The sequence below is a fragment of the Microtetraspora malaysiensis genome (genome assembly GCF_050947145.1).
Classification (GTDB): Bacteria; Actinomycetota; Actinomycetes; order Streptosporangiales; family Streptosporangiaceae; genus Microtetraspora_A; species Microtetraspora_A malaysiensis.
Genome location: NZ_CP191998.1, coordinates 452,489 through 470,997, shown reverse-complemented (window position 1 = coordinate 470,997; position 18,509 = coordinate 452,489). Strand labels below are relative to the sequence as shown.

General features: G+C 69.3%; 18 protein-coding genes. 9 read left to right on the top strand and 9 right to left on the bottom strand.

Translation table 11 applies throughout. The annotated features are described in order from the left end of the window. Positions 1–51: 51 nt before the first annotated feature. The 4 genes from ACQP1V_RS02330 to ACQP1V_RS02315 all read left to right on the top strand — a co-directional run bounded on the left by ACQP1V_RS02330 (position 52) and on the right by ACQP1V_RS02315 (position 3,336). Positions 52–585 (top strand): RNA polymerase sigma factor, encoded by a 534-nt coding sequence (locus ACQP1V_RS02330; protein WP_433418379.1) that lies wholly within the window; start codon positions 52–54, stop codon positions 583–585. After that, positions 585–1,580 carry a CU044_5270 family protein gene (locus tag ACQP1V_RS02325; protein WP_433418377.1) on the top strand — a complete coding sequence of 332 codons (996 nt, stop codon included), beginning with the start codon at positions 585–587 and terminating at the stop codon, positions 1,578–1,580. Before ACQP1V_RS02330 ends, ACQP1V_RS02325 begins: the two co-directional genes overlap by 1 nt. A gap of 131 nt (positions 1,581–1,711) precedes the next feature. Further along, a complete protein-coding gene (locus tag ACQP1V_RS02320) occupies positions 1,712–2,251 on the top strand; it encodes an RNA polymerase sigma factor (RefSeq protein ID WP_433418375.1) in 540 nt (179 codons plus the stop codon). Next, positions 2,248–3,336 (top strand): CU044_5270 family protein, encoded by a 1,089-nt coding sequence (locus ACQP1V_RS02315; protein ID WP_433418373.1) that lies wholly within the window; start codon positions 2,248–2,250, stop codon positions 3,334–3,336. Before ACQP1V_RS02320 ends, ACQP1V_RS02315 begins: the two co-directional genes overlap by 4 nt. An 80-nt stretch (positions 3,337–3,416) precedes the next feature. Here ACQP1V_RS02315 and ACQP1V_RS02310 read toward each other — a convergent pair whose 3' ends face one another. The 4 genes from ACQP1V_RS02310 to ACQP1V_RS02295 form a co-directional block, all read right to left on the bottom strand. Beyond that, positions 3,417–4,310: an SAM-dependent methyltransferase gene (locus tag ACQP1V_RS02310; RefSeq protein ID WP_433418371.1), complete on the bottom strand. Its 894-nt coding sequence runs from the start codon at positions 4,308–4,310 to the stop codon at positions 3,417–3,419. Between the two features lie 67 nt (positions 4,311–4,377). Continuing rightward, complete coding sequence (locus ACQP1V_RS02305) at positions 4,378–5,448, bottom strand: isocitrate/isopropylmalate family dehydrogenase (RefSeq protein WP_433418370.1); 1,071 nt, start codon at positions 5,446–5,448, stop codon at positions 4,378–4,380. Positions 5,449–5,495: 47 nt separating this feature from the next. Beyond that, positions 5,496–6,026, bottom strand: a complete 531-nt coding sequence (locus ACQP1V_RS02300) for an EF-hand domain-containing protein (RefSeq protein ID WP_433418368.1) — start codon at positions 6,024–6,026, stop codon at positions 5,496–5,498. A 368-nt stretch (positions 6,027–6,394) separates the two neighbouring features. Next, a complete protein-coding gene (locus ACQP1V_RS02295) occupies positions 6,395–7,060 on the bottom strand; it encodes a hypothetical protein (protein WP_433418366.1) in 666 nt (221 codons plus the stop codon). Positions 7,061–7,155: 95 nt separating this feature from the next. Between ACQP1V_RS02295 and ACQP1V_RS02290 the strand changes: the two genes are divergently transcribed. The 3 genes from ACQP1V_RS02290 to ACQP1V_RS02280 all read left to right on the top strand — a co-directional run bounded on the left by ACQP1V_RS02290 (position 7,156) and on the right by ACQP1V_RS02280 (position 10,970). After that, positions 7,156–9,510: a GH1 family beta-glucosidase gene (locus ACQP1V_RS02290; RefSeq protein WP_433418365.1), complete on the top strand. Its 2,355-nt coding sequence runs from the start codon at positions 7,156–7,158 to the stop codon at positions 9,508–9,510. Positions 9,511–9,672: 162 nt separating this feature from the next. Continuing rightward, positions 9,673–10,215, top strand: coding sequence for a TetR/AcrR family transcriptional regulator (locus tag ACQP1V_RS02285; RefSeq protein WP_433418363.1), 543 nt, complete (start codon positions 9,673–9,675; stop codon positions 10,213–10,215). Beyond that, positions 10,215–10,970 carry a maleylpyruvate isomerase family mycothiol-dependent enzyme gene (locus ACQP1V_RS02280; protein ID WP_433418361.1) on the top strand — a complete coding sequence of 252 codons (756 nt, stop codon included), beginning with the start codon at positions 10,215–10,217 and terminating at the stop codon, positions 10,968–10,970. Before ACQP1V_RS02285 ends, ACQP1V_RS02280 begins: the two co-directional genes overlap by 1 nt. A 3-nt stretch (positions 10,971–10,973) precedes the next feature. Here the strand turns inward: ACQP1V_RS02280 and ACQP1V_RS02275 are convergent, their stop codons facing one another. Next, entirely contained in the window at positions 10,974–12,938 is a 1,965-nt protein-coding gene (locus ACQP1V_RS02275) for an FHA domain-containing protein (protein ID WP_433418359.1), read from the bottom strand. 179 nt (positions 12,939–13,117) lie between these two features. Beyond that, positions 13,118–13,690, bottom strand: a complete 573-nt coding sequence (locus ACQP1V_RS02270; protein WP_433418357.1) for a TetR/AcrR family transcriptional regulator — start codon at positions 13,688–13,690, stop codon at positions 13,118–13,120. A 78-nt stretch (positions 13,691–13,768) separates the two neighbouring features. On the opposite strand from ACQP1V_RS02270, the gene ACQP1V_RS02265 reads away from it, so the two are divergent. Beyond that, positions 13,769–14,227: a nuclear transport factor 2 family protein gene (locus ACQP1V_RS02265; RefSeq protein WP_433418355.1), complete on the top strand. Its 459-nt coding sequence runs from the start codon at positions 13,769–13,771 to the stop codon at positions 14,225–14,227. A 186-nt stretch (positions 14,228–14,413) separates the two neighbouring features. Next, positions 14,414–14,728: a hypothetical protein gene (locus ACQP1V_RS02260; protein WP_433418353.1), complete on the top strand. Its 315-nt coding sequence runs from the start codon at positions 14,414–14,416 to the stop codon at positions 14,726–14,728. Positions 14,729–14,881: 153 nt separating this feature from the next. Here the strand turns inward: ACQP1V_RS02260 and ACQP1V_RS02255 are convergent, their stop codons facing one another. The 3 genes from ACQP1V_RS02255 to ACQP1V_RS02245 form a co-directional block, all read right to left on the bottom strand. Beyond that, the gene (locus tag ACQP1V_RS02255; protein ID WP_433418352.1) at positions 14,882–15,964 is read right to left on the bottom strand and encodes a DUF222 domain-containing protein; all 1,083 of its coding nucleotides are present in this window, start codon (positions 15,962–15,964) and stop codon (positions 14,882–14,884) included. A gap of 212 nt (positions 15,965–16,176) precedes the next feature. After that, entirely contained in the window at positions 16,177–16,437 is a 261-nt protein-coding gene (locus ACQP1V_RS02250; RefSeq protein WP_433418350.1) for a hypothetical protein, read from the bottom strand. A 1,318-nt stretch (positions 16,438–17,755) separates the two neighbouring features. Continuing rightward, entirely contained in the window at positions 17,756–18,505 is a 750-nt protein-coding gene (locus tag ACQP1V_RS02245; protein ID WP_433418348.1) for an alpha/beta fold hydrolase, read from the bottom strand. Between the last annotated feature and the right edge of the window lie 4 nt (positions 18,506–18,509).

Genomic DNA, 18,509 nt, shown 5'->3' with positions numbered 1-18,509 from the left:
GGGAGCGGGCAATCACTGGTGTCCAGACGTTCCCGGCGAGAGTGACCCTGCATGACCACGTTCCTCGACGGAGCGGTCGCCGATCCCGAGCGATTCTCCGCCCTCTTCGACGCCCATTATGAGGAGATACGCCGCTATATCGGCCGGCGCCTCGACCTCGACATCGCCGAGGACCTCGCCGCCGAGACCTTCCTGATCGCGTTCCGCCGACGTGACAGCTTCGACGCCGCCAAAGGCGGCATCAGGCCCTGGTTGTACGGCATCGCCACCAACCTCATCGGCAGCCACCGGCGTGCCGAACTGCGACGCTACCGGGCGCTGGCCAGATCGGAGCCATCCGATGCCGACGACAGCCATGACCAGCGTGTGGTGGATCGGGTCACGGCGCGGGTGACTGTACAGAAGCTCTCGGCCGCGCTGGCCGGACTGTCGCGCGGTGAGCGCGACGTGGTGCTGCTCGTCGCGTACGGCGAGCTGACCTACGACGAGGTGGCCGCGGCGCTCGGAGTCGCCTACGGCACCGTCGCCTCCCGGCTGAGCCGGGCCAGGACCAAACTGCGTGATGCGTTGGGAGTTGAGGTGTGATGAAGGAGTTCCAGCTCATCGACGAGGTGATGCCGCAGGTGCCGCCCGCCGACTACGCCACGATGACGGCTGCCCGCGCCCGGATGCTGGGCGGCGCGCGACGGCAGCGCCGGCGGGTCTGGCCGAAGGTGGTGCTCGCGGCAGCGGCGGTCAGCATGGTGATCACCGGCGGCTTCGTGGCGGCGCCCCTGGTGGGCGGGTCCGACGGGTCCGGTATCCAGACGGCCGCGGTGCCGCCGGGCGCGGTGCTCGCCGCGGCGGCGGACCGGCTGGCCGCACAACCCCCGGGTACCGGTGCTTGGTGGCGGCGGGACATGACGCAGGTGGAGTGGACCAGAACCCCGGCCTATACCGTCGAGCGGCGGCGCAGGGAGGTGCTCTGGTCGAGCCGAGAGCATGGGTGGCGGACGCAGCAAGCGAAAATCTCCGCCAAACCACGCACGCCCGCCGATGAACAGGCGTGGAGGGACGCGGGCTCGCCTGATCTGTGCGACCGCTGCGAGATGGTCGGCGGGTACTTCACCCCGCTCAAGCTGACGGTGAGCCCCGCGGAGGAGCTGCCTGCCGAACCGCAGGCGCTCAAGGCCAAGCTGCTGAGCGTCTACGTCCCCCAAAACGACAAGGACACCCCGGAGGCGGTCTGGGGCGCCAGCCTAAAGGACACCCCGGAAACGTGGATCTGGGGCGCCAGCCCATGGCTCCTCCTCAACGCCGAGACCACCCCGGCCACCAGGGCGGCGCTCTACCGGGTCCTCGCCGGCCTGCCAGGCGTACGCGTAGAGGACAACGTCGTCGATATCGACGGCCGCACCGGGATCGCACTGACATACGGCAAGGCGCCCACCCGCGAGCAGATCATCATCGACCGGGACAGCGGCGAACTCCTCGCCATCCAGAAGGAGCTGTCTGGCACGGGCGCGACATTCACGGCATACGTGGTCAAGCGGCTGGGCTGGACCGACGACCCCGCACCCGCGCAGAGTTCATTCTCATAGCCGCCCCGCCAGCTCGGCACGTGTGCACGCCGGCCCAGGAGACGTGTCCGGTGGGCGAAATCGGGATGTAAGAAAGCCCGACTTCGAACCACATGCTCTACGGACGACGTACCCCCACCGAAGGAACCGGCTTGCCCAACCCACATGAGCGCTTCACCGCGCTCTACAACACCTACCAAGCGAGGGTGTGCGGCTATGCGGCAAGCCGCGCCGGACACCAACTCGCGGAGGAAGTGGTCAGCGAGACCTTCCTGGTGGCCTGGCGGCGCCTCGACAGCATCCCCGACCACGCACAGTTGCCATGGCTCTTCCGCGTCGCTCGAAACATTCTGCGCGACAACTTCCGGCAGGCCGCTCGGCGCGAGTCCCTGGAAGCCGAACTGAGAGCGTGGATGGACGAAGCCGCCACGGACGCGGGCGAGCACGCCACCGAGCGAGTCGCCGCCCTCCGGGCGCTGGCCACCTTGTCCGATGCCGACAAAGAGATCCTGACCCTGACCACCTGGCACGGTCTGTCCGCCGTGGAGGCAGCCGAAGTGCTCGGCTGCACCAAGGCCGCCTTTTTCGTCCGAATGCACCGGGCTCGCCGCCGGCTGCAAGCGGCGATCCAAGCCGGCGACACCTCCACGTCTGCCAAGCCCGTGACCGTTACAGGAAGGAAATTCCAATGAGCCGCAAGCCCGACCCCGCGCACCTGCTTGCCATGGCCCGCCCGGCTTCGCTGGATCGCGGCTCACGCGTCTCCGCTGACGACATGCTTGCCATGGCTACCACCGAGGCACCAGAAGAACTCACACGCAGACCGTCGCGCCGGAGAAGGCCCCTGGTCACCGCCCTTCGCTTCACGGCCATCGCGACCGTCGTCGCGGTCACGACCACCGTGCTCGTGCGGAGCACAGACAGCGAGGTCGCCCCATCCACCCCCACGCTCGCCCGGACTGTACTTCTCGCGGCTGCCGATCGAATCGAGACCGCAAACCCGGCAATCGGCCGATACTGGCACACCACTGGCCAGAGCTTTGCCGTAGGGGCATTTGGGCAAGCCCCGGTCGGCAAGGTACCGGAAGACGTCCGTTACCGGGTGGCGTGCACTCACGAGACCTGGATCGCGAGGTCGGAGCGCGATCCCAGCTGGCTGGTGGTCACAGCCCAGTCAGGCGAGCCGCTCACCAGGGCAGACGAGGCCGCCTGGCGCCGGCAGGGCGCATACAGGCTCGGCGCCTGTGAGGGGGCCGCTGGTCCGTCGGTGGGCGGGGTGCTGCCGGCGCCGCCGTTTGCCAGCCGCCTCGACGACAAGCGCCACCCAGAAGTTTCCTACCCGATGGTCGGAGCCACGCATGTCACTACGGAAGAGGTCATGAGCCTGCCGACCGATCCGGCGAAACTTAAGGAAGTCCTTCAGGCTTGGACCCGGCGAGCTGGTTACGTCCCACCCACAGAGCAGTCGTTGTTCTTCCAGGCGGCCAGTATCCTGTCCGGGCTTCCGACGACCCCGAAGCTACGGGCCGCGCTGTATCGCGTGCTGGCGAACTTGCAGAGTGCGAAGAACATCGGGACGATCAAGGACCCGCTGGGACGCGTCGGGGCAGGGATAGAGGCGTCGGGCGAAGCCATACAGATCATCATCGATCAAACGTCCGGCGAGCTTCTGGCCGTACAAGTTCCTGATCGCACGGGCGAGTTGACCTCGTGGACCGCTCTGACAACGTCCGGCTGGACCGACGCCAGACCGTCACTACCCAAAACGATCACCTGAACGAACAGCCGGGAGCGCCTGAAACCACAGACAGATAGCGCTCATGTACGTCAAGAACCCCCCGCACCGCGCAGGGCGATTCAGCGGTCGCCGGGTTTGTACGCGAACACCCAGCGGTTGCTTGCCAGGGCGTCGTCCGGCTCGGGGAGTGGACCGCGACCGAGGTGGCGGGTGAAGTCGAAGGGGGTGGCGACGGCGGTGGACCAGCCCCGCGCCTTCAGCGAGGCGACGGAGTCGGGACGCGGCTCCTCGTCGAACAGGGCGAGGAGGTCGACGCCGATCTGCCGCCGGGTCGCCGCGTAGACGGGGCTGGCGCGGACCTCCGGGGACTCCACCCCGAGCTTGACCTCGAAGGCCAGCGAGCTGCCGGCGGCGCTCAGGTGGTCCACGGTGTCGATGAGCCGCCGCTCGGCGGCCGACGGGAGATAGAGCAGCAGGCCCTCGGCCAGCCAGGCGGTCGGCGCGCTCGGGCCGAAGCCCGCGCTCACCAGCGAGGCGGCCCAGTCCCCGCACAGATCGGCCGCGATCGGACGGCGCATGGCCGTCGGGACGGCGGCGAGGCCGTCGAGCACGTCGTGTTTGAACGCCAGGACGCCGTCGCGGTCGATCTCGTAGACGGTGTGGCCCGGCGACCAGTCGAGCCGGAACGCCCGCGTGTCGAGGCCCGCGCCGAGCAGAACGACCTGCCGGACGCCCGCGTTAGCCGAGCGGACGAGGAAGTCGTCGAGGACCCGGGTACGCAGCCCGAAGTACCGTCCCAGCCTGCCCCACAAGGGGTTCGCGTCGCCGTCCGGCACCTCCGCCGGGCGCACCGGCCAGGCCGCGGACGCCTCGGCCGCGCGGACGAAGTGCTCGGCGTAGGTGTCGCGGGCCAGAGCGTCGGGCCGGTGAGTCTCGATCGCCCGCGCGGCGGCGACCATGAGGGCGGTCAGGCCGACGCCGTCTTCGACACCGGTGTGCTGTGCGGCCGGCACGCGTCCTCCTCGACGCAGAAGTCGTTCTGCAGGTCCACGACGGCCAGCGCCATGCTCTCCACGGATGTCACGGCTCCGTCACCAGGATCCGCTGCCCCTCCGGCTCCAGCACGTCGAGCAGCGCGTCCACCACGTCGGTGGTCGAGTGCCGTCCGCCGAGGTCCGGGGTGCCGATGCCGCGACGGCGGAGTGTTTCGAGACCGCCCTCCACCAACCGCACCGCCCCGGCGCAGCCCGCGTGCCGCTCGGCGATCATCGCCGCCGCCCGTACGGTCGCCACCGGGTTGACCGTGTCCTTCCCCTCCAGGTCGTCGGCCGAGCCGTGCACGGTCTGGTACTCGACCAGACCGGCCACCTCGAAGTGCAGGTAGACGTTCTCGGTGCAGCGGTTCTCCTGGCGCTCGGCACCGAAGCGGTCCAGCAGGACCACGTGCATGATGTCGGCCCATTCGTTGCCCGCGATGATCACCGTGCGGGGGCGCGGACCGCGCTCGATCAGGTTGCGGTTCACCGTGTCCGGCTGGGACAGGCGGATCTCGACGCCGTGCCGCGCGGCGCTCTCGGCCACCCACTCGTCCAGAGCGCCGTCGAGCAGGTGGAACTTGTAGGCCATGACGATCTCGTCGATTTCGCCGTCCGGCCACTGCTGCCGGGCGCGCCGTACCGCGAAGGCGATGACCTTCTCGGTGATCTCCCGGCTGAACGACATGGTGCGGATGAGCGCGCCGGGAATGTGGGTGTTGTCCCCGGTGTAGAAGCCCTGGGCCTCGTCGCGGACCAGCAGCAGCGACGCGTTCGGGGCGGTGATGGCGTCGACTTTCACCGCCTGCAAGCGCCGGCGCACCAGGTAGAGCGACTGGGCGTTGATCGCCGTACGGAATATGGCCGGGACGCCGAGAGCGGCCTGCTCGCGACAGAACTCCGCGTAGTGGTCGCCGTCCTCGCGGGTGAGCTCGCGGATCTGCTCGATCCCCGCGTCGGCCTTCAACGACGAATACGAGTGGTAAACCCTTTCCGACCGCATGATGCCGATCTCCACCGAATACACGTCGGCGATCCGGCCCAGAGCGCGCTCGAAGACGGTCGCGAGTTCGGGGCCCGTTCCCCCGCCGACGGCGAGTCCGATGACTGGTTCCACCTGTGCTCCTTTGTTGAAAGCCGATGCGTCGGGGCGGCGACCGGCGATCAGCCCCGGACCTCGACCAGGTGGTCGCCCGGGATGCCCGCTTTGTCCGGGCTGTAGTAGTCCTTGATGCCCGCGGCCCAGACCGAGACCTCGATCTGGTCGTCGTCGGACGGCTGGAACGCGTCGAAGAGCGCGTCGATGTTCGCCCGCTCGAAGCCGATGGCCACCATGAGCGCCACGAAGAGGCCTCGCCTGATGAGGCCGTCGCCGTTCGGGTCGCCCAGCGCGGCCAGCGCCTCGGCGAAGTCGGTGAGCGCCGAGTCGAAACGCTCCGGGGAGAGCACACACGCGGTGTACTCCTCGAGCGTGATCCGACCGTCGCGGTTGGCGTCGAGTTCGGCGGCCAGGGTTGTCCAGTAGCGCCGGAATGCGGCGAGCATGGCCGCCTTGGCTGTTTCGCCGGAGTTGGGGGACGCGGCCACCACGCGGGTGGCCATGAGCTCGAAGTCCTCGGCTTCGAGGCTGCCGGTGCCGTCGGCGTCGAGCAGGGTGAAGATGAGCTTTACTCGATCGAGAGCCGCCTGCCGCATCTCTTGTCGCCTTTCTTTGGTCGCCAGCAGAAATGGAACCCGCGATCAGGATTCCGACTGGAAAATACCATGCCAAAAAATTACCCGCGCGTTCGTAGCACGATTCCCCTTTACATCCCAAAATGCCACCAATACCGGCGAACAGAATAGATGCCATAAAGTCTGAAATATCTCGGCGATTCGCGTCCCAGCTCCAGCCGAGCGCCACCCCGAGGGTGATGAGAAATGCGGCAAATTTCGCGATTTCTATGGATTCATATCCCGGTCTCGTGAGCACCGGCCGACCCCGTGAGACCGGACGCGAGCAGCCGGACGTCCACGTCCCGCGACGTACGCAGTCAGCGGGAGGGCCACCTTCCCGTGGCGGGTCAGGCGCCCGCGGTCCAGGCGGCCCGGAGGGCGTGGATCTCGTCGGGAGTGCTCTCCCTGGCGATGTAGGGGATGTCCAGCGCGTACCGGCTGTGCGGAAGCTGGTCCCGGACGACGGTGGCGTCCTTGAGGATCTGGCCGTACAGCGCGGCGCCGTCCATGCAGAAGACGTCGATGAGAACGACGCGGCCGTCCAGGGCACGCCGGACGTTGCCGGTGTTCAGGTCGACGCCGTCCCACCAGGGGACGGTCTCCCGCCGTTCGGCGTCGATCTCGGTCGCGGTGCGCCGCACCTCGGCCAGGGCCGCGTCGCCGCCACCGTCCCGCCACTGCCGTACGACCTCGGCCGCCGTATCCAGCGGGGCGAGGAACTCCAGCACGACCAGCGTTCCTCCTCCGTCGAGCGCGGCCTCGACGGCGACCCGGGGCAGGTACGGGTTACCCGGGCAGCGACGGCACAGCTCCAGGAAGGCCGCGTACGCGGGGTCGAACGGGCAGACCCGCGCGGCGAGGTGCCCGCCGGGAGAGCGCAGTCCCACGGCCCAGTCCCCGACGCCGCACGGGGTCCAGCCCAGCAGCACCAGCTCGGCCAGCGCCTGCCGGTGGGAGAGCTCCGCCCAGGGGCGGTCGCGCAGCGGCGTCAGGTCATTGTGGTCGGCCGTCATGCCCGCACCCTAAACGATCAGTTCGTACGGCCCGGCCTCACTTCGCGGTGTGGTGGCAGACTAGGCGCACCGAGTCGCCTGGGGGTTTCGCGTAGATGCGCACCGCTTCGTTCCCGGAGGGTTTCGTCTGGGGAGTGTCCACGTCCGCGTTCCAGATCGAGGGCGCCACCGACCAGGACGGCCGGGGCCCCTCCATCTGGGACACCTTCGCGGGCGGGGCGTACGGCGACCCGGCCTGCGATCACTACCGGCGCTACGCCGACGACGTCCGGCTCATGCAGGACCTGGGCGTCGCCGCCTACCGGTTCTCGGTGAGCTGGTCACGGGTGCTTCCGGAGGGGCACGGCCGGGTCAACGGCCCGGGGCTCGACTTCTACGACAGGCTCGTGGACGAGTTGCTGCGGGCGGGCATCGCCCCGTACGCCACCCTGTACCACTGGGACCTGCCGCAGGCGCTCCAAGACGGCGGGGGGTGGACCTCGCGTGACACGGCCCGCCACTTCGCCGACTTCGCCGGCGTCGTGTACGACAGGATCGGCGACCGCGTGGACACGTGGTTCACGTTCAACGAGCCGCAGGTGGCCGCCTTCCTCGGCCACGCCTCGGGCGTGCATGCCCCGGGCCGGCGGTCGGCGGCGGACGCCTTCGTCAGCGCCCACCACATGCTGCTCGCGCACGGGCTGGGCCTGGAGGCGCTGCGCGCGCGGGGCGCCGCCAGGGCCGGTGTCGTGCTGAACCTCTCGCCCGTCCTCACTCCCGCGCAGCTCGGCGACGTGTCCCTCGATCTTCCGGAGGAGGACGCCGAGGCGGTGGCGCGGATCGACGCCCTGCACAATCGGCAGTTCCTGGAGCCGGTGCTGCGTGGCCGTTACCCTGCCGACCTGCTGCCTCTGGTCGAGAAGGTCGCGGGGCTCGGCCACATCCACGACGGGGACCTCGACGTCATCGGCGGGCCCATCGACCTGCTCGGCGTCAACTACTACACGCCCATCGCGGTGCGGGCCCAGCCCGGCGCTCCGGCCGACCCGGCCTTCCCGGGCAGCGAGGGCGTCCTCTTCTGCAGCGTGCCCACGGCCGTCACCGCGATGGGCTGGCCCATCATGCCGAGCGGCCTTTCCCTGGTCCTGCGGCGCCTGTCGGAGGAGTACCCGGAGACCGACGTGATGATCACCGAGAACGGCGCCGACTTCGTCGACGTCGTGGCCGGCGACGGCGTCCACGACATCGAGCGGATGAGCTTCCTGGAGGAGCATCTGCGCGCGCTTCGCGCCTCGCTCGACGAGGGCGCCCGGGTCCGCGGCTACCTGTTGTGGTCACTGCTCGACTGCGTCGAATGGGCGGACGGCTACCGGCGCAAGTTCGGCATCGTCCACGTCGACTTCACCACCCAGCGGCGGCTGCTCAAGGACAGCGCCCTGTGGTACCGCGACGTCATCAAGCGCAACGGCCTCGGCGCGGAGCGGCCGAAACGGCCCACGCTGGAGACCGTCGCCGCCCGCGCGGGCGTCTCCCGGGCCACGGTCTCGCGGGTCGTCAACGGCGAGGCGTCGGTCAGCTCCGAGGCACGCGCCGTCGTGTTGCGCGCGGTCCAGGAGCTGGGCTACGTGCCGAACGCCGCCGCCAGGAGCCTCGTCACCCAGCGGACCGACTCGGTCGCGCTCGTCCTGTCCGTCCCCAGGAACGGCGGTGACGCGCTGATCTCCGCCGTCGTCCAGTACGTCACCGGCGTCCTGGAGGGGGCGGGCAAGCAGATCACGCTGATGCTCGCCGACACGGCCGAGAGCCATCGGCGCATCATCAGGCACGTGGAGGCGGGGCAGGTGGACGGAGTCGTCCTCGTCCCCCCGGACGGTCCCGACCCGCTGGCCGAGCGGCTCGCGCGTACCGGTGTGCCGGTCGTGCTGCTCGGCCGACCCGCCATCGCCTCCCTCGTGCCGTACGTGGACGTGGACAACACCGGCGGCGCGAAGGCCGCGACCCGGCACCTCCTCGACCGGGGACGCCGCCGCATCGGCGTGATCTGCGGGCCGATGGACCTCGTCGCCGTGCAGGACCGCCTCGCCGGACACCTGGCCGCGCTCCACGAGGACGGGCTGCGGCCGGCGATCGCGCTCGCCGGTCTGGACAGACAGTCGGGCGGCGCGGCGGCCCGCGAGCTCCTGTCCGGCCATCCCGACCTGAACGCGGTGTTCGCCACCTCCGACGAGCTGGCGATCGGCGCGCTGGAGGCGGCGCGCGAGGCGGGGCTCCAGGTGCCCCGGGACCTGGCGATCGTGGGCTTCGACGACGTCCACGCCGCCTCCTGCACGACCCCGCCGCTCACCACCGTCCGGGTGCCCACCGCGGATCAGGCGCTGGCTCTGGCCCGCCTGCTCCTGTCCCGCCTCGACGGCCGCCACACCACTTCCGTCGTGCTCCCCACTCGTCTGGTGGTCCGCGCCACGACGTGACCCTCGCCCGCGCGAGGCATCTCAGCGGCAGGTGAAAGCGCCGTCGTTCCGTACCGCGTCGCCTTGACCATCTCCTAACGCCGTGTGATAGTCCTAATCGTGTTAGGAGAACCGACTCGCGATAGAAGAGCCGAACGGCATGAGCGGACCAAGGCCGAGATCTTGGACGCCGCCTGGGAGGTCGCCCGCGCCGACGGCCTGGCCGGGCTGACGCTGCGGGACGTGGCGCGCAAAGTGGGGATGCGCCCGCCGTCGGTGTACTCCTACTTCGCGTCCAAGCACGCCGTCTACGACGCCATGTACGCCCAGGGCTGCCGGGAGTTCCTCGGGCGGGTGTCGCGGCTCGACCTCACCGGCGACGCCTTGACCGATCTACGGGCCGGTGCCCGGATGTTCATCGACTTCTGCGTCGAGGACCCGGCTCGCTACCAGCTGATGTTCCAGCGGACGGTCCCCGGGTTCGAGCCGTCCGCCGAGTCGTACGCCCTGGCCGTCGAGACGCTCGAGTCATTGCGGGCAGCGCTGGTGAAGATCGGCATCACCGCCCCCGGAGCGCTGGACATGCTCACCGCGCTCACCACCGGCCTGGCCGACCAGCAGATCTCCAACGACCCCGGCGGCGATCGCTGGCTCAAGCTCGTCGACGAGGCCATGGAGATGTTCCTCGCCCACATGAACACCCGTACGAGGAGAAAGGTCCGCTGATGCCCGACAGCGCGACGACGATCGAGTCGGTGCCGTTACTCGATCGCCCACAGGCCGCCTCGCTGGCGGCGGCCGAGAACGAGCGTTTCGTCGACCTGGTCCGGTCGCTGGACGCCGATGACTGGACCAGGCCGACCGACTGCCCGGCCTGGGACGTGCGGGCGATGGTCGCGCACGTCCTGGGCGCGATGGAGTCGATCGTCTCCCCGCGCGAGCTGGTCCACCAGCTCCGGGCGGGCGGCCGGGCGGCGGGCGGCCGTCCGCTCATCGACGGCATGACCGAGGTGCAGGTCGCCGAGCGGGCCCACCTGAGCACGTCCCTGCTGGTCGAACGGCTCGTCGCCACCGCGCCGCGTGCGGCCCGGGCCCGGCGCAGGCTGCCGGCGCCGCTGCGCCGGTTGCCGTTCAAGTCGGACGTCGCGGGAGTCACGGAGACCTGGCAGCTGGGCTTCCTGTACGACGTCATCTACACCCGCGACACGTGGATGCACCGCGTCGACATCGCCCGGGCGACGAACCGTCCGCTGGTGCTCACGCCGGACCATGACGGCCGGATCGTGGCGGACGTGGTCGCCGAGTGGGCGCGGCGTCACGGCCGGCAGTTCCGGCTCCACCTGCACGGTCCGGCGGGGGGCGTTTTCGTCGGCGGCGACGGGGACGGCGAGGAGATCACCCTGGACGCTGTCGAGTTCTGCCGGATCCTCTCCGGCCGAGGCCAAGGAACCGGGCTGCTCACCCGGCCCGTGCCCTTCTGAGGGTCATCCGGGCGGCACCGCGTCGCCGGATCCTCCCGAGACCGCCTTGGTCCGCCTGTGCGGCCCCTCGCCGCGCGACGAGACCAGGCGCTTGTCGGGCGGGGGCGGGTCCGGCGAGACCGGCCGGTCGAAGATGTCGATGTCGACCTCTTCGCCTCCGACGACCAACGTGTCCCAGGCGCCGCTGACCAGCAGGGTCCGCATGGTCTCGCTCTTCAGCTTGCGCAGGTGCTCGACGAGGGTCGCGTCGTCCGGCATGCCGGGGATCCGCGGTGACAGGCGAGCGCGGATCTGGCGCAGTCGCTCCGTCAGGGCGTCGATGTCCGCGTCCTTGTCCGAACCGGCGTCGCCCTCTTCGATGCCCTGGACGATCGTGTCTTTGATCGCCCGGGTGACCCCGTTCTCGTCGGTCGTCACCATCGCGTTCCACGCGCGGCTCTTGTGCCGGTACTGCAGCATCGACATCGCCGCTTCGTGCCGGATGAAGTCCGCGTCGCGGAGCGGCCGGCCGCGCCAGTTGCGGTTGAGCGACCGCGCCAGCGAGATGGCCGACGCCAACCCGCTGTTGAGTCCGCGCCCCGGCCAGAAGTGGATCGCGTTGGCCGCGTCTCCTAGGAGGAACCCGTACGTTCCGGGCGTGGTCGACGTTGGGGAGTACAACTGCGCCGTGAATCGCGGCCGCTGCACCATGTCCAGCCGGAACGCGGTGACCGCGCTCACGTCGTCTTCCGTGATGCCGAAGAGCACCAGCCCTTCCTTCGCCCGCTTCCACAACGCCGATCCCCTGATCAGGGCGGGCAGGAAAAGCGTCCGGTGCGTCGAGCAGTGGAAGTCGCCGTCTTCGTTGCGCGCCATCAGGCACGGGCTGGAGGCGATGCATTCTTCGAACACGTGCCGGACGGGGTCGATGCCGACGACTTCCTTGGCCTCCTCGTCGGTGAGGCGCATGTTCAGGAATCCCTCGCCGCGCAGCGCGTTCAGGAGGAAACGATTCTGGGCCACGGTCAGCAGGACGGTCATGGGGTCCGACAGGCCGGACTTCACCCGTAGCCCCAGCACGACGTCCTGTACGTGCGTACCGTCCAGCGAGTAGATCGATTTGTCGGCCTTGCCGAACTTGTCGGTGAAATGCTCGCGGGTGCGCGAGCGCCCTCCCTCGCAGATGGCCAGCACGTGGTCCCCCACCACGGCCTCGTGGTGTTTCTCCGGATCGAAGTTGGCGGGGATCAGGCGGATGCGGCCGGCTTTCTCGTTCGCCATCTCGAGCAGCGTGTCCTCGATGTACGCGATCCGGATGTTCCGCGGGCTGTAGCCGCGAATCGAATCGGGACCGGCCGGCCACATCTCCGTGTAGGAGCCGGCGGTGAACAGCCGCGCCTGGACCTCCTCCGGAAGGTTCAGGTACTGGCGGCTCTGGACCGTCACGACCTGCTGCCGCCGGTTGTTGCCCTGTGCCGCGTTCTTCCAGACGACGCGTGATCCGTCCTGGATCCAGCGGCCGTCGTACATCGTGATGGCCACCCGCTGCCCCATGAGGTGGTCGAGCAGCAGGGCGAGGCTCAAGCCGACGGGGCCGCCACCCGAAACGGTGACGCGCAGGACCTGGCCCGGTTCGACGCTCGGCACGGACCCGACGACCGTCTGGAGCAGCGAGGCGTCCATGACCGTCTCCGATTCGTCGAACGCCTCGAACCGGAACGTCTCCCCGCCGATGGTGATCGTGTCGCCGGGGCGGAGCACGTGGGAGGTGACACGTTGTCCGTTGACCAGCGTGCCGTTGCGGCTTCCGCGGTCGTGCACGACATAGCCGTCGGCCTCGCGCCGCACTTCGGCATGAAAGCGCGACGCCCTTTCGCTCGTGATCACCACACTGTTGTCGCCCCTGCGACCGAAGGTGATCGGTTTGTCGCTGATCGGGAACCGCTGTCCGGCGAGAGGACCTTCATGCCCGACGATCGCAGGCGGCATGGGCTGCACCCTTCTCCATCGGCTAACCGATGTTGACCACTCATCGTGACACGCTTCGTGGCTCCGGGAAATAGTCCATAATTTGCGGCTTTCACCGCCGAAAGTGGCACCCGCCCGCTCTTCGCCCCTGGTGTGACCTGGCGCGCGACTCCACAGGCCGGACGCCGCCGCGGCGCGGACTACTGCGGATCGACCCCGGCCACCGCGCGCAGCCCCGGACGGAGCAGCTCGGCGATCTTCTGCGGGGACGCTCCGCGCAGCGCGGTCAGGTCGAGCAACTGATGGGCGATCGTCACACCGAGCATCGTGCTGACCATCAAGGCGGCACGGAGATCCGCGTCCTCGGCCTCAATCGCCGAACCGAGCTCCACCACCTGGCCGTCGAGCGTGGCCCGAGCCTGATCGGCGGCCTCGGGGTGGGTGAGCATCGACCGCATCATCGCCAGCGTTGCCTGCGGGAGTGATCCGATCTTCATGCCGATCCTGGCGAGCACAGCCTCGACGAGCTCGTCCACGTCTCCCGACAGCGGCGGGACCGACCCCAACTGCACGGATCGCTGGAAGAGCTCCTGTTTCGACCCGAAGTACTGGATGACCAGGGCCGGGTCGACCTCGGCCTCGGCCGCGATCGCCCTGATCGTGGCGCGCTCGAACCCTCGTTGCGCGAACGCGCGCCGAGCGCTGGACAGGATGCGCTCCTCCGTCTGACGCCTGCGCTGGGCACGTGCCGTCGGCGAGTCCTTCACGGTCACCGACTTTACGTTGACCCGCTGCGCTATTTCGCTCTACGCTCGTTGAGTCAACAAGCGTTGAGCGAATGGAGCACGTCCATGCCGTCGACCTGCCTTACCCCGCGCGAGGTTCTGGCCCGCTACCACCAGGCGATGATCGACAGATCGGCCGACGACCTGGCCGACCTGTACGCCGACGACGCCACCCACGCGTTCCCGTTCCGCGTCCCCGGAGCGCCGGAACGCCTTGACGGGCGCGAAGAGGTACGCGCCTTCTACCGGGCCGCCTGGGGCGACAGCCCGGTGCGGTTGACGAAGATCGAGGACGTGGTCGTCCACCACGCAGCCGACCCCGAGGTGATCGTCGGGGAATGGGTCGGCGTGGGCTCCCTGAACCCGGACGGCCGGCCGTTCCACGCCACAGGACTGCTGCTGGGCCGGGTCAGGGAGGGAAAGATCATCGACATGCGGGACTACATGGACGTCTTCGGCACGTACGGCGCGCTTGGCCGGCTGCGCGCCATGGTCGCCATGTTCGAGAAGCAGCAAACGTCCTGACCGGGCGCCCTCCCCGACCGCCTCACGATGGCCGCGCGCGGACATCCGCGCCGTTCAGACGGCCGTCCAGGAGCACAGTCCGCCGCGGCGGAACTCGTCGATCAACTTGCTAGCGTGATCGAATTGACGGCGTGAACCCGGGTACCCACGGCCAGAGAGATGAGTCCGCCTGCGAGGAGGAGCGCCGTGGCGGACCTCGTCACCGAGCTCATCGATCAGATTCATGTCCACCATGGCGAGATTCTGCTGGTGGATCGGGACGGTGCGAACGGGCAACCAGAAGGCGGCCTTTCACCGTTCGACCTTGCGGACCAGGCAGGAAGCTCCGGGAACTGGTTCCTGACCAGCGGGAATGTCGCCTACATCGCCAGCGGATATTCCTTCCACCATTGTCTGGGGCGGCCCGAGGGGGCGTCACCCGGGGCGCGCCGACGCGGACGGAGTTCCGGCACGCGGGTGCCCCGGTGCGTGGGCCCTTGGCGCGTGGAGTTCGGGGCCTGATCATCGGGTGGCCGCCGCGATCAACCTCACCGATCACGTCTGGTGGGTCACGGCTCGCCGATCGTCGATCACGGATCGGGGGTCACGGAATCGCCGTTCGCGGGTCGCGGATCACTGACCACGGATCGCGGATGGCTGTTCAGTGATTGTTGGTCACTGTCTGTCGGTCCAGCGTCGGGGGCGGAGCTTGGAATGCCGGTGGAACCGCATTGAGACGGTCCCGTCGCCCTGATCGATCACTTCTACCCGGTCGGGGTGGCGGGACTTCCATTTGTTGTCCGCCGCGCACAACGGTGCGAGGTTGTCCAGGTTGGTGCGGCCGGTCGGGTACCAGGGTTCGATGTGGTCGATCTCGGCCAGGTAGGCGGGGACGTCGCACCCTTCGCGGCAGCAGGTCCGGTACGTGGCCAGGATCGCTTCCCGCTGGTCGGCCGAGGCCAGCCGGCGTGCCCGCCCGAAGTCCCGCATGATCCCGTCGGCGTCGCGGAGCACCCGCCGTAGTTCGGCGGTGTAGGCCATCCGGCGCGCATCCTCGCCGGGGATCGGGGTGCCGTCCTCCAAATACGCTGGTTCCTCTGATTTGCCGGTCAGGGTCTGCTCGGTCACCGACACGTGCATCACGGTCCGCCGCCCGCCCTGGGACAAGCGGATCGCGAGGGCGTCGGCCGTGCGGCGGCCGTGGTTGCGCAGGTCGGTGCTGTCCGTTTTGGCCGCCAACGGCTCCAGCCAGGTCTTCAGCTGCATCTTCAACTCTGGGTCGAGCAGCCCGCGCAGGCGGCCCATCCCATCGGCGGTGTCGGAGATCGTCAGGTGCTGGCGTTCGGTCTTGGCCGCCGCCCGCGCCAGCCTCCCGTCCGGGTCGATCGTCTCGATGATGGTCTGACCGGCGCGGGCCACGTCCTCCACCGTCGACGCCGACGCCCGCGCCAACTCCACCAGAATCGGCTCCGCCAGTTCGGTCTCGGCGTCATCCAGATGCCGGGTGGCGGACGCGATCGTCGCCGCATACCCGTATGACAGGCGGGCGGTGTGGGGCAGGCGGGGGAGTTGCCGGGAGAGTGTGACGCGTTCTCCTGCGCGGGCGGTGCGTGAGCCGGTGGCGGCTGCCAGCCATGCTCCGATCGACCGCCGTCCGAACAGGTGGTGGCCTTTACCGGTCTCGGCTATCGGGAGGCGGGCGGCGATCGCGACTTCGGCCAGATCGATCGCCCGGGCCAGGGCGACGATCTCTGCCATCGCCACCTCAACCTCAACCCCGGTCTCGGCACCGGAGCCAGGGCCGGCACCGGCAGCAGCGCCGGTGTCGGCCCTGGCCTCGGTCTCAGCCTCTGCTTCAGCCCCGGTCTCGGTTCGGCCCGGCACCTTCCCTGCGGCCGCGGCCAGCCGCTCGGCACGGGCGAGCAGGTCGATGACGTCGCGTCCGGCCAGGTTCAGGTCGGGCCAGTCCGCTACCCGGCTATCACCACCAGCACCATCCGGGCCCGCACCGTCCTGGCCATCACCGCCGGCACTGCCTGCACCAGCGCCCCGGCCAGCTGCGTCCTGACCATCCCGACCAGCGCCCCGGCGGTCACCACCAGCGGCCGAGCCATCACCGCCGATGCCCTGGCCATCGGCGGCAGCATCGCCACCGGCCCGCCGGTCACCGCCACGCCGACCCGATCCCTGTGCGTCTGTGTCCTGCGGAGCGCGGCCCGGACGCTGCTCATCCTCGCGAACGCGTCCCACGCCCAGCTGATCCCGGCCCCGCCGGTCCTTGCCCTGCCAGCCCGAGTCGTTCTGCTGCCGATCATCCCGACCGGCCCGCAAGGGACGGGTCGCGGGCGACTCATCGAGGGTGGGGCGGCGGCCTTGCCAGATCCCATCCCAGGCCGACAGGTCGTCACGGTCGCATCCGGGCCGCAGTAGCTCATCCCGACCGGAAAGAGCCCCGCCACCGCTGCCGAGGCGCTGCGACCCCTCCCCGCCGTCAGGCTTCTGGTCTTCTGTCGTGTCCGGGAGGCCGAGCAGCCGCCGAGCCCAGGAGTGCGTCGTCTCCGACTCGCGTCGCGCACCTCGCCCGTCAGGGCGGGTTGTGTCGTGAGGGGCGGGATCAGGGGCTCCTTCGCGGCTGCCGGAGCCGCTGGCGTGATCGAGGAGCCCGGCGCTGCGAGCGCGGTCGAGAAGCACCGCCCCGTAGGAGTCACCGGAGAAGCGATCGGATCCGATGAACAGCGTGTGCCGCCTGGGCCCACACCGCCGCCGCGGGGACGTGGAGGGCGCGTCGGACGGTCGGGACGGAGGTGTGTCCTCCGGTCGGCGCGACAACAGCACGCCACCCGAAAGCATCATCTCTGCGCACCTCCCCTCCCGGTCTGACGGTCAACCCTCTGCGAAGATATCGCTCACGCGTTCGAACTGCAACTCTAAGTAATCACGCTTGCACTGTTTGTGGCCATCGCGTGCAGCATTCCGTTCAGTGGGCATTCATGACCGGAGAGGGCACGCCAAGCCGGCGTCTCTGGTGTCGGCGCCTCCGGTGTCGGTGTCTAGTCTCTGGTGTCGGTGTCTCTGGTGTCGGTGTCATCGCTGCTGACTCCACGAGTTGGCGGTGGGCAAGAATCGGCGCCTGCGCAGCAGCGGCCAGCGAATGCCTCGGTCGCGCGTGGCGCCGGCAGCGTTGCCGGCTCGGCTCAGGGACGCTGAGGCCGCCGGGGACGCCGAAGCTGCCAGTGCGGCTCAGGACGCCGGGGTCGCCGGTGTTTCGCCAGGCCCGCCGCCCCGCGCGGGCCAAGTGCACGACGAGCAGGACCCAGGCCGCCGCCACTGCACCCTTTCAGCGCCGCTGCCCACCATTCAGGCTCGCGCCACCGGCGGCAGGCACCAGCACGGTCGCCGACGAATCGGCCAGGCCGATCAGCCCATTGGCGTCAGGCGTTCTTCTCCGGCGAACTCGGCGACGATCTTGGAGTAGGCCAGCCGGCGCGCCGCCTCCACCACGCCCTCCACGGCACCCACGACGCGCAGGTGTTCCGATGCCTCATGAATTCAGGCCGGTCCAGACCCAGGTGTCGTGATCGGCCTAGCGTCGTCCGGACTGTCGGTCAACTGGGGGTTGTTGGCGAGGAAGTTCTCGATTCGCCGGGCGAGAGCGTCGGGCGCTTCGAGCATGGGTAGGTGTCCGCTGTCGAGAGATTCATTCCAGCTCGTGTCGAGGTTGCGCGCGAATCGCTGTTGCAGTCCGATCGGGAGCTCAGCGTCTTGGCTGGTGGAGAGGTAGCCTCGACGTTCGGGAAAACCGCCGCCTTGCGGCGTGTCCCGGTAGAGACGCACAGACTCGGGGTTGAACTCCGCCACGATGCGATCGGCCGTCTCCGTGTCGACCCGGCTGGCCACGCCTCGCCGGATAGCGGCATCGGGCGGTCGGGTGCCGGCCAGCCGCATCGCCAGGCTCAGCACGAGCCGGTTCGGCAACGGCATCGACGCGACGAAGCTGCGTCCCGGCTTCGGCACGACGGCCGTGACCGCCAGGAACGCGCTCACCCGGTCAGGTGCGAGGGTGACGATTTCCGCTGCGACAGTCCCGCCACTGGAGTGCGCGACGACCGCGAATCGCTCCCACGGTGCCGAATCCAGTGCCGCGGCGGCGTATTCCGTGAGCGAAGCGCGATCATGACGCGGTCGCTCAGCGACCACCGTCTGGTGCGATGCGGCCAGTTCTTCGCGCACCTGATCCCAGATCCAGACGGGAAGACCGGCACCGCTCAACAACAGGATGGGTTCTTGCGACTGTGTCATGCTC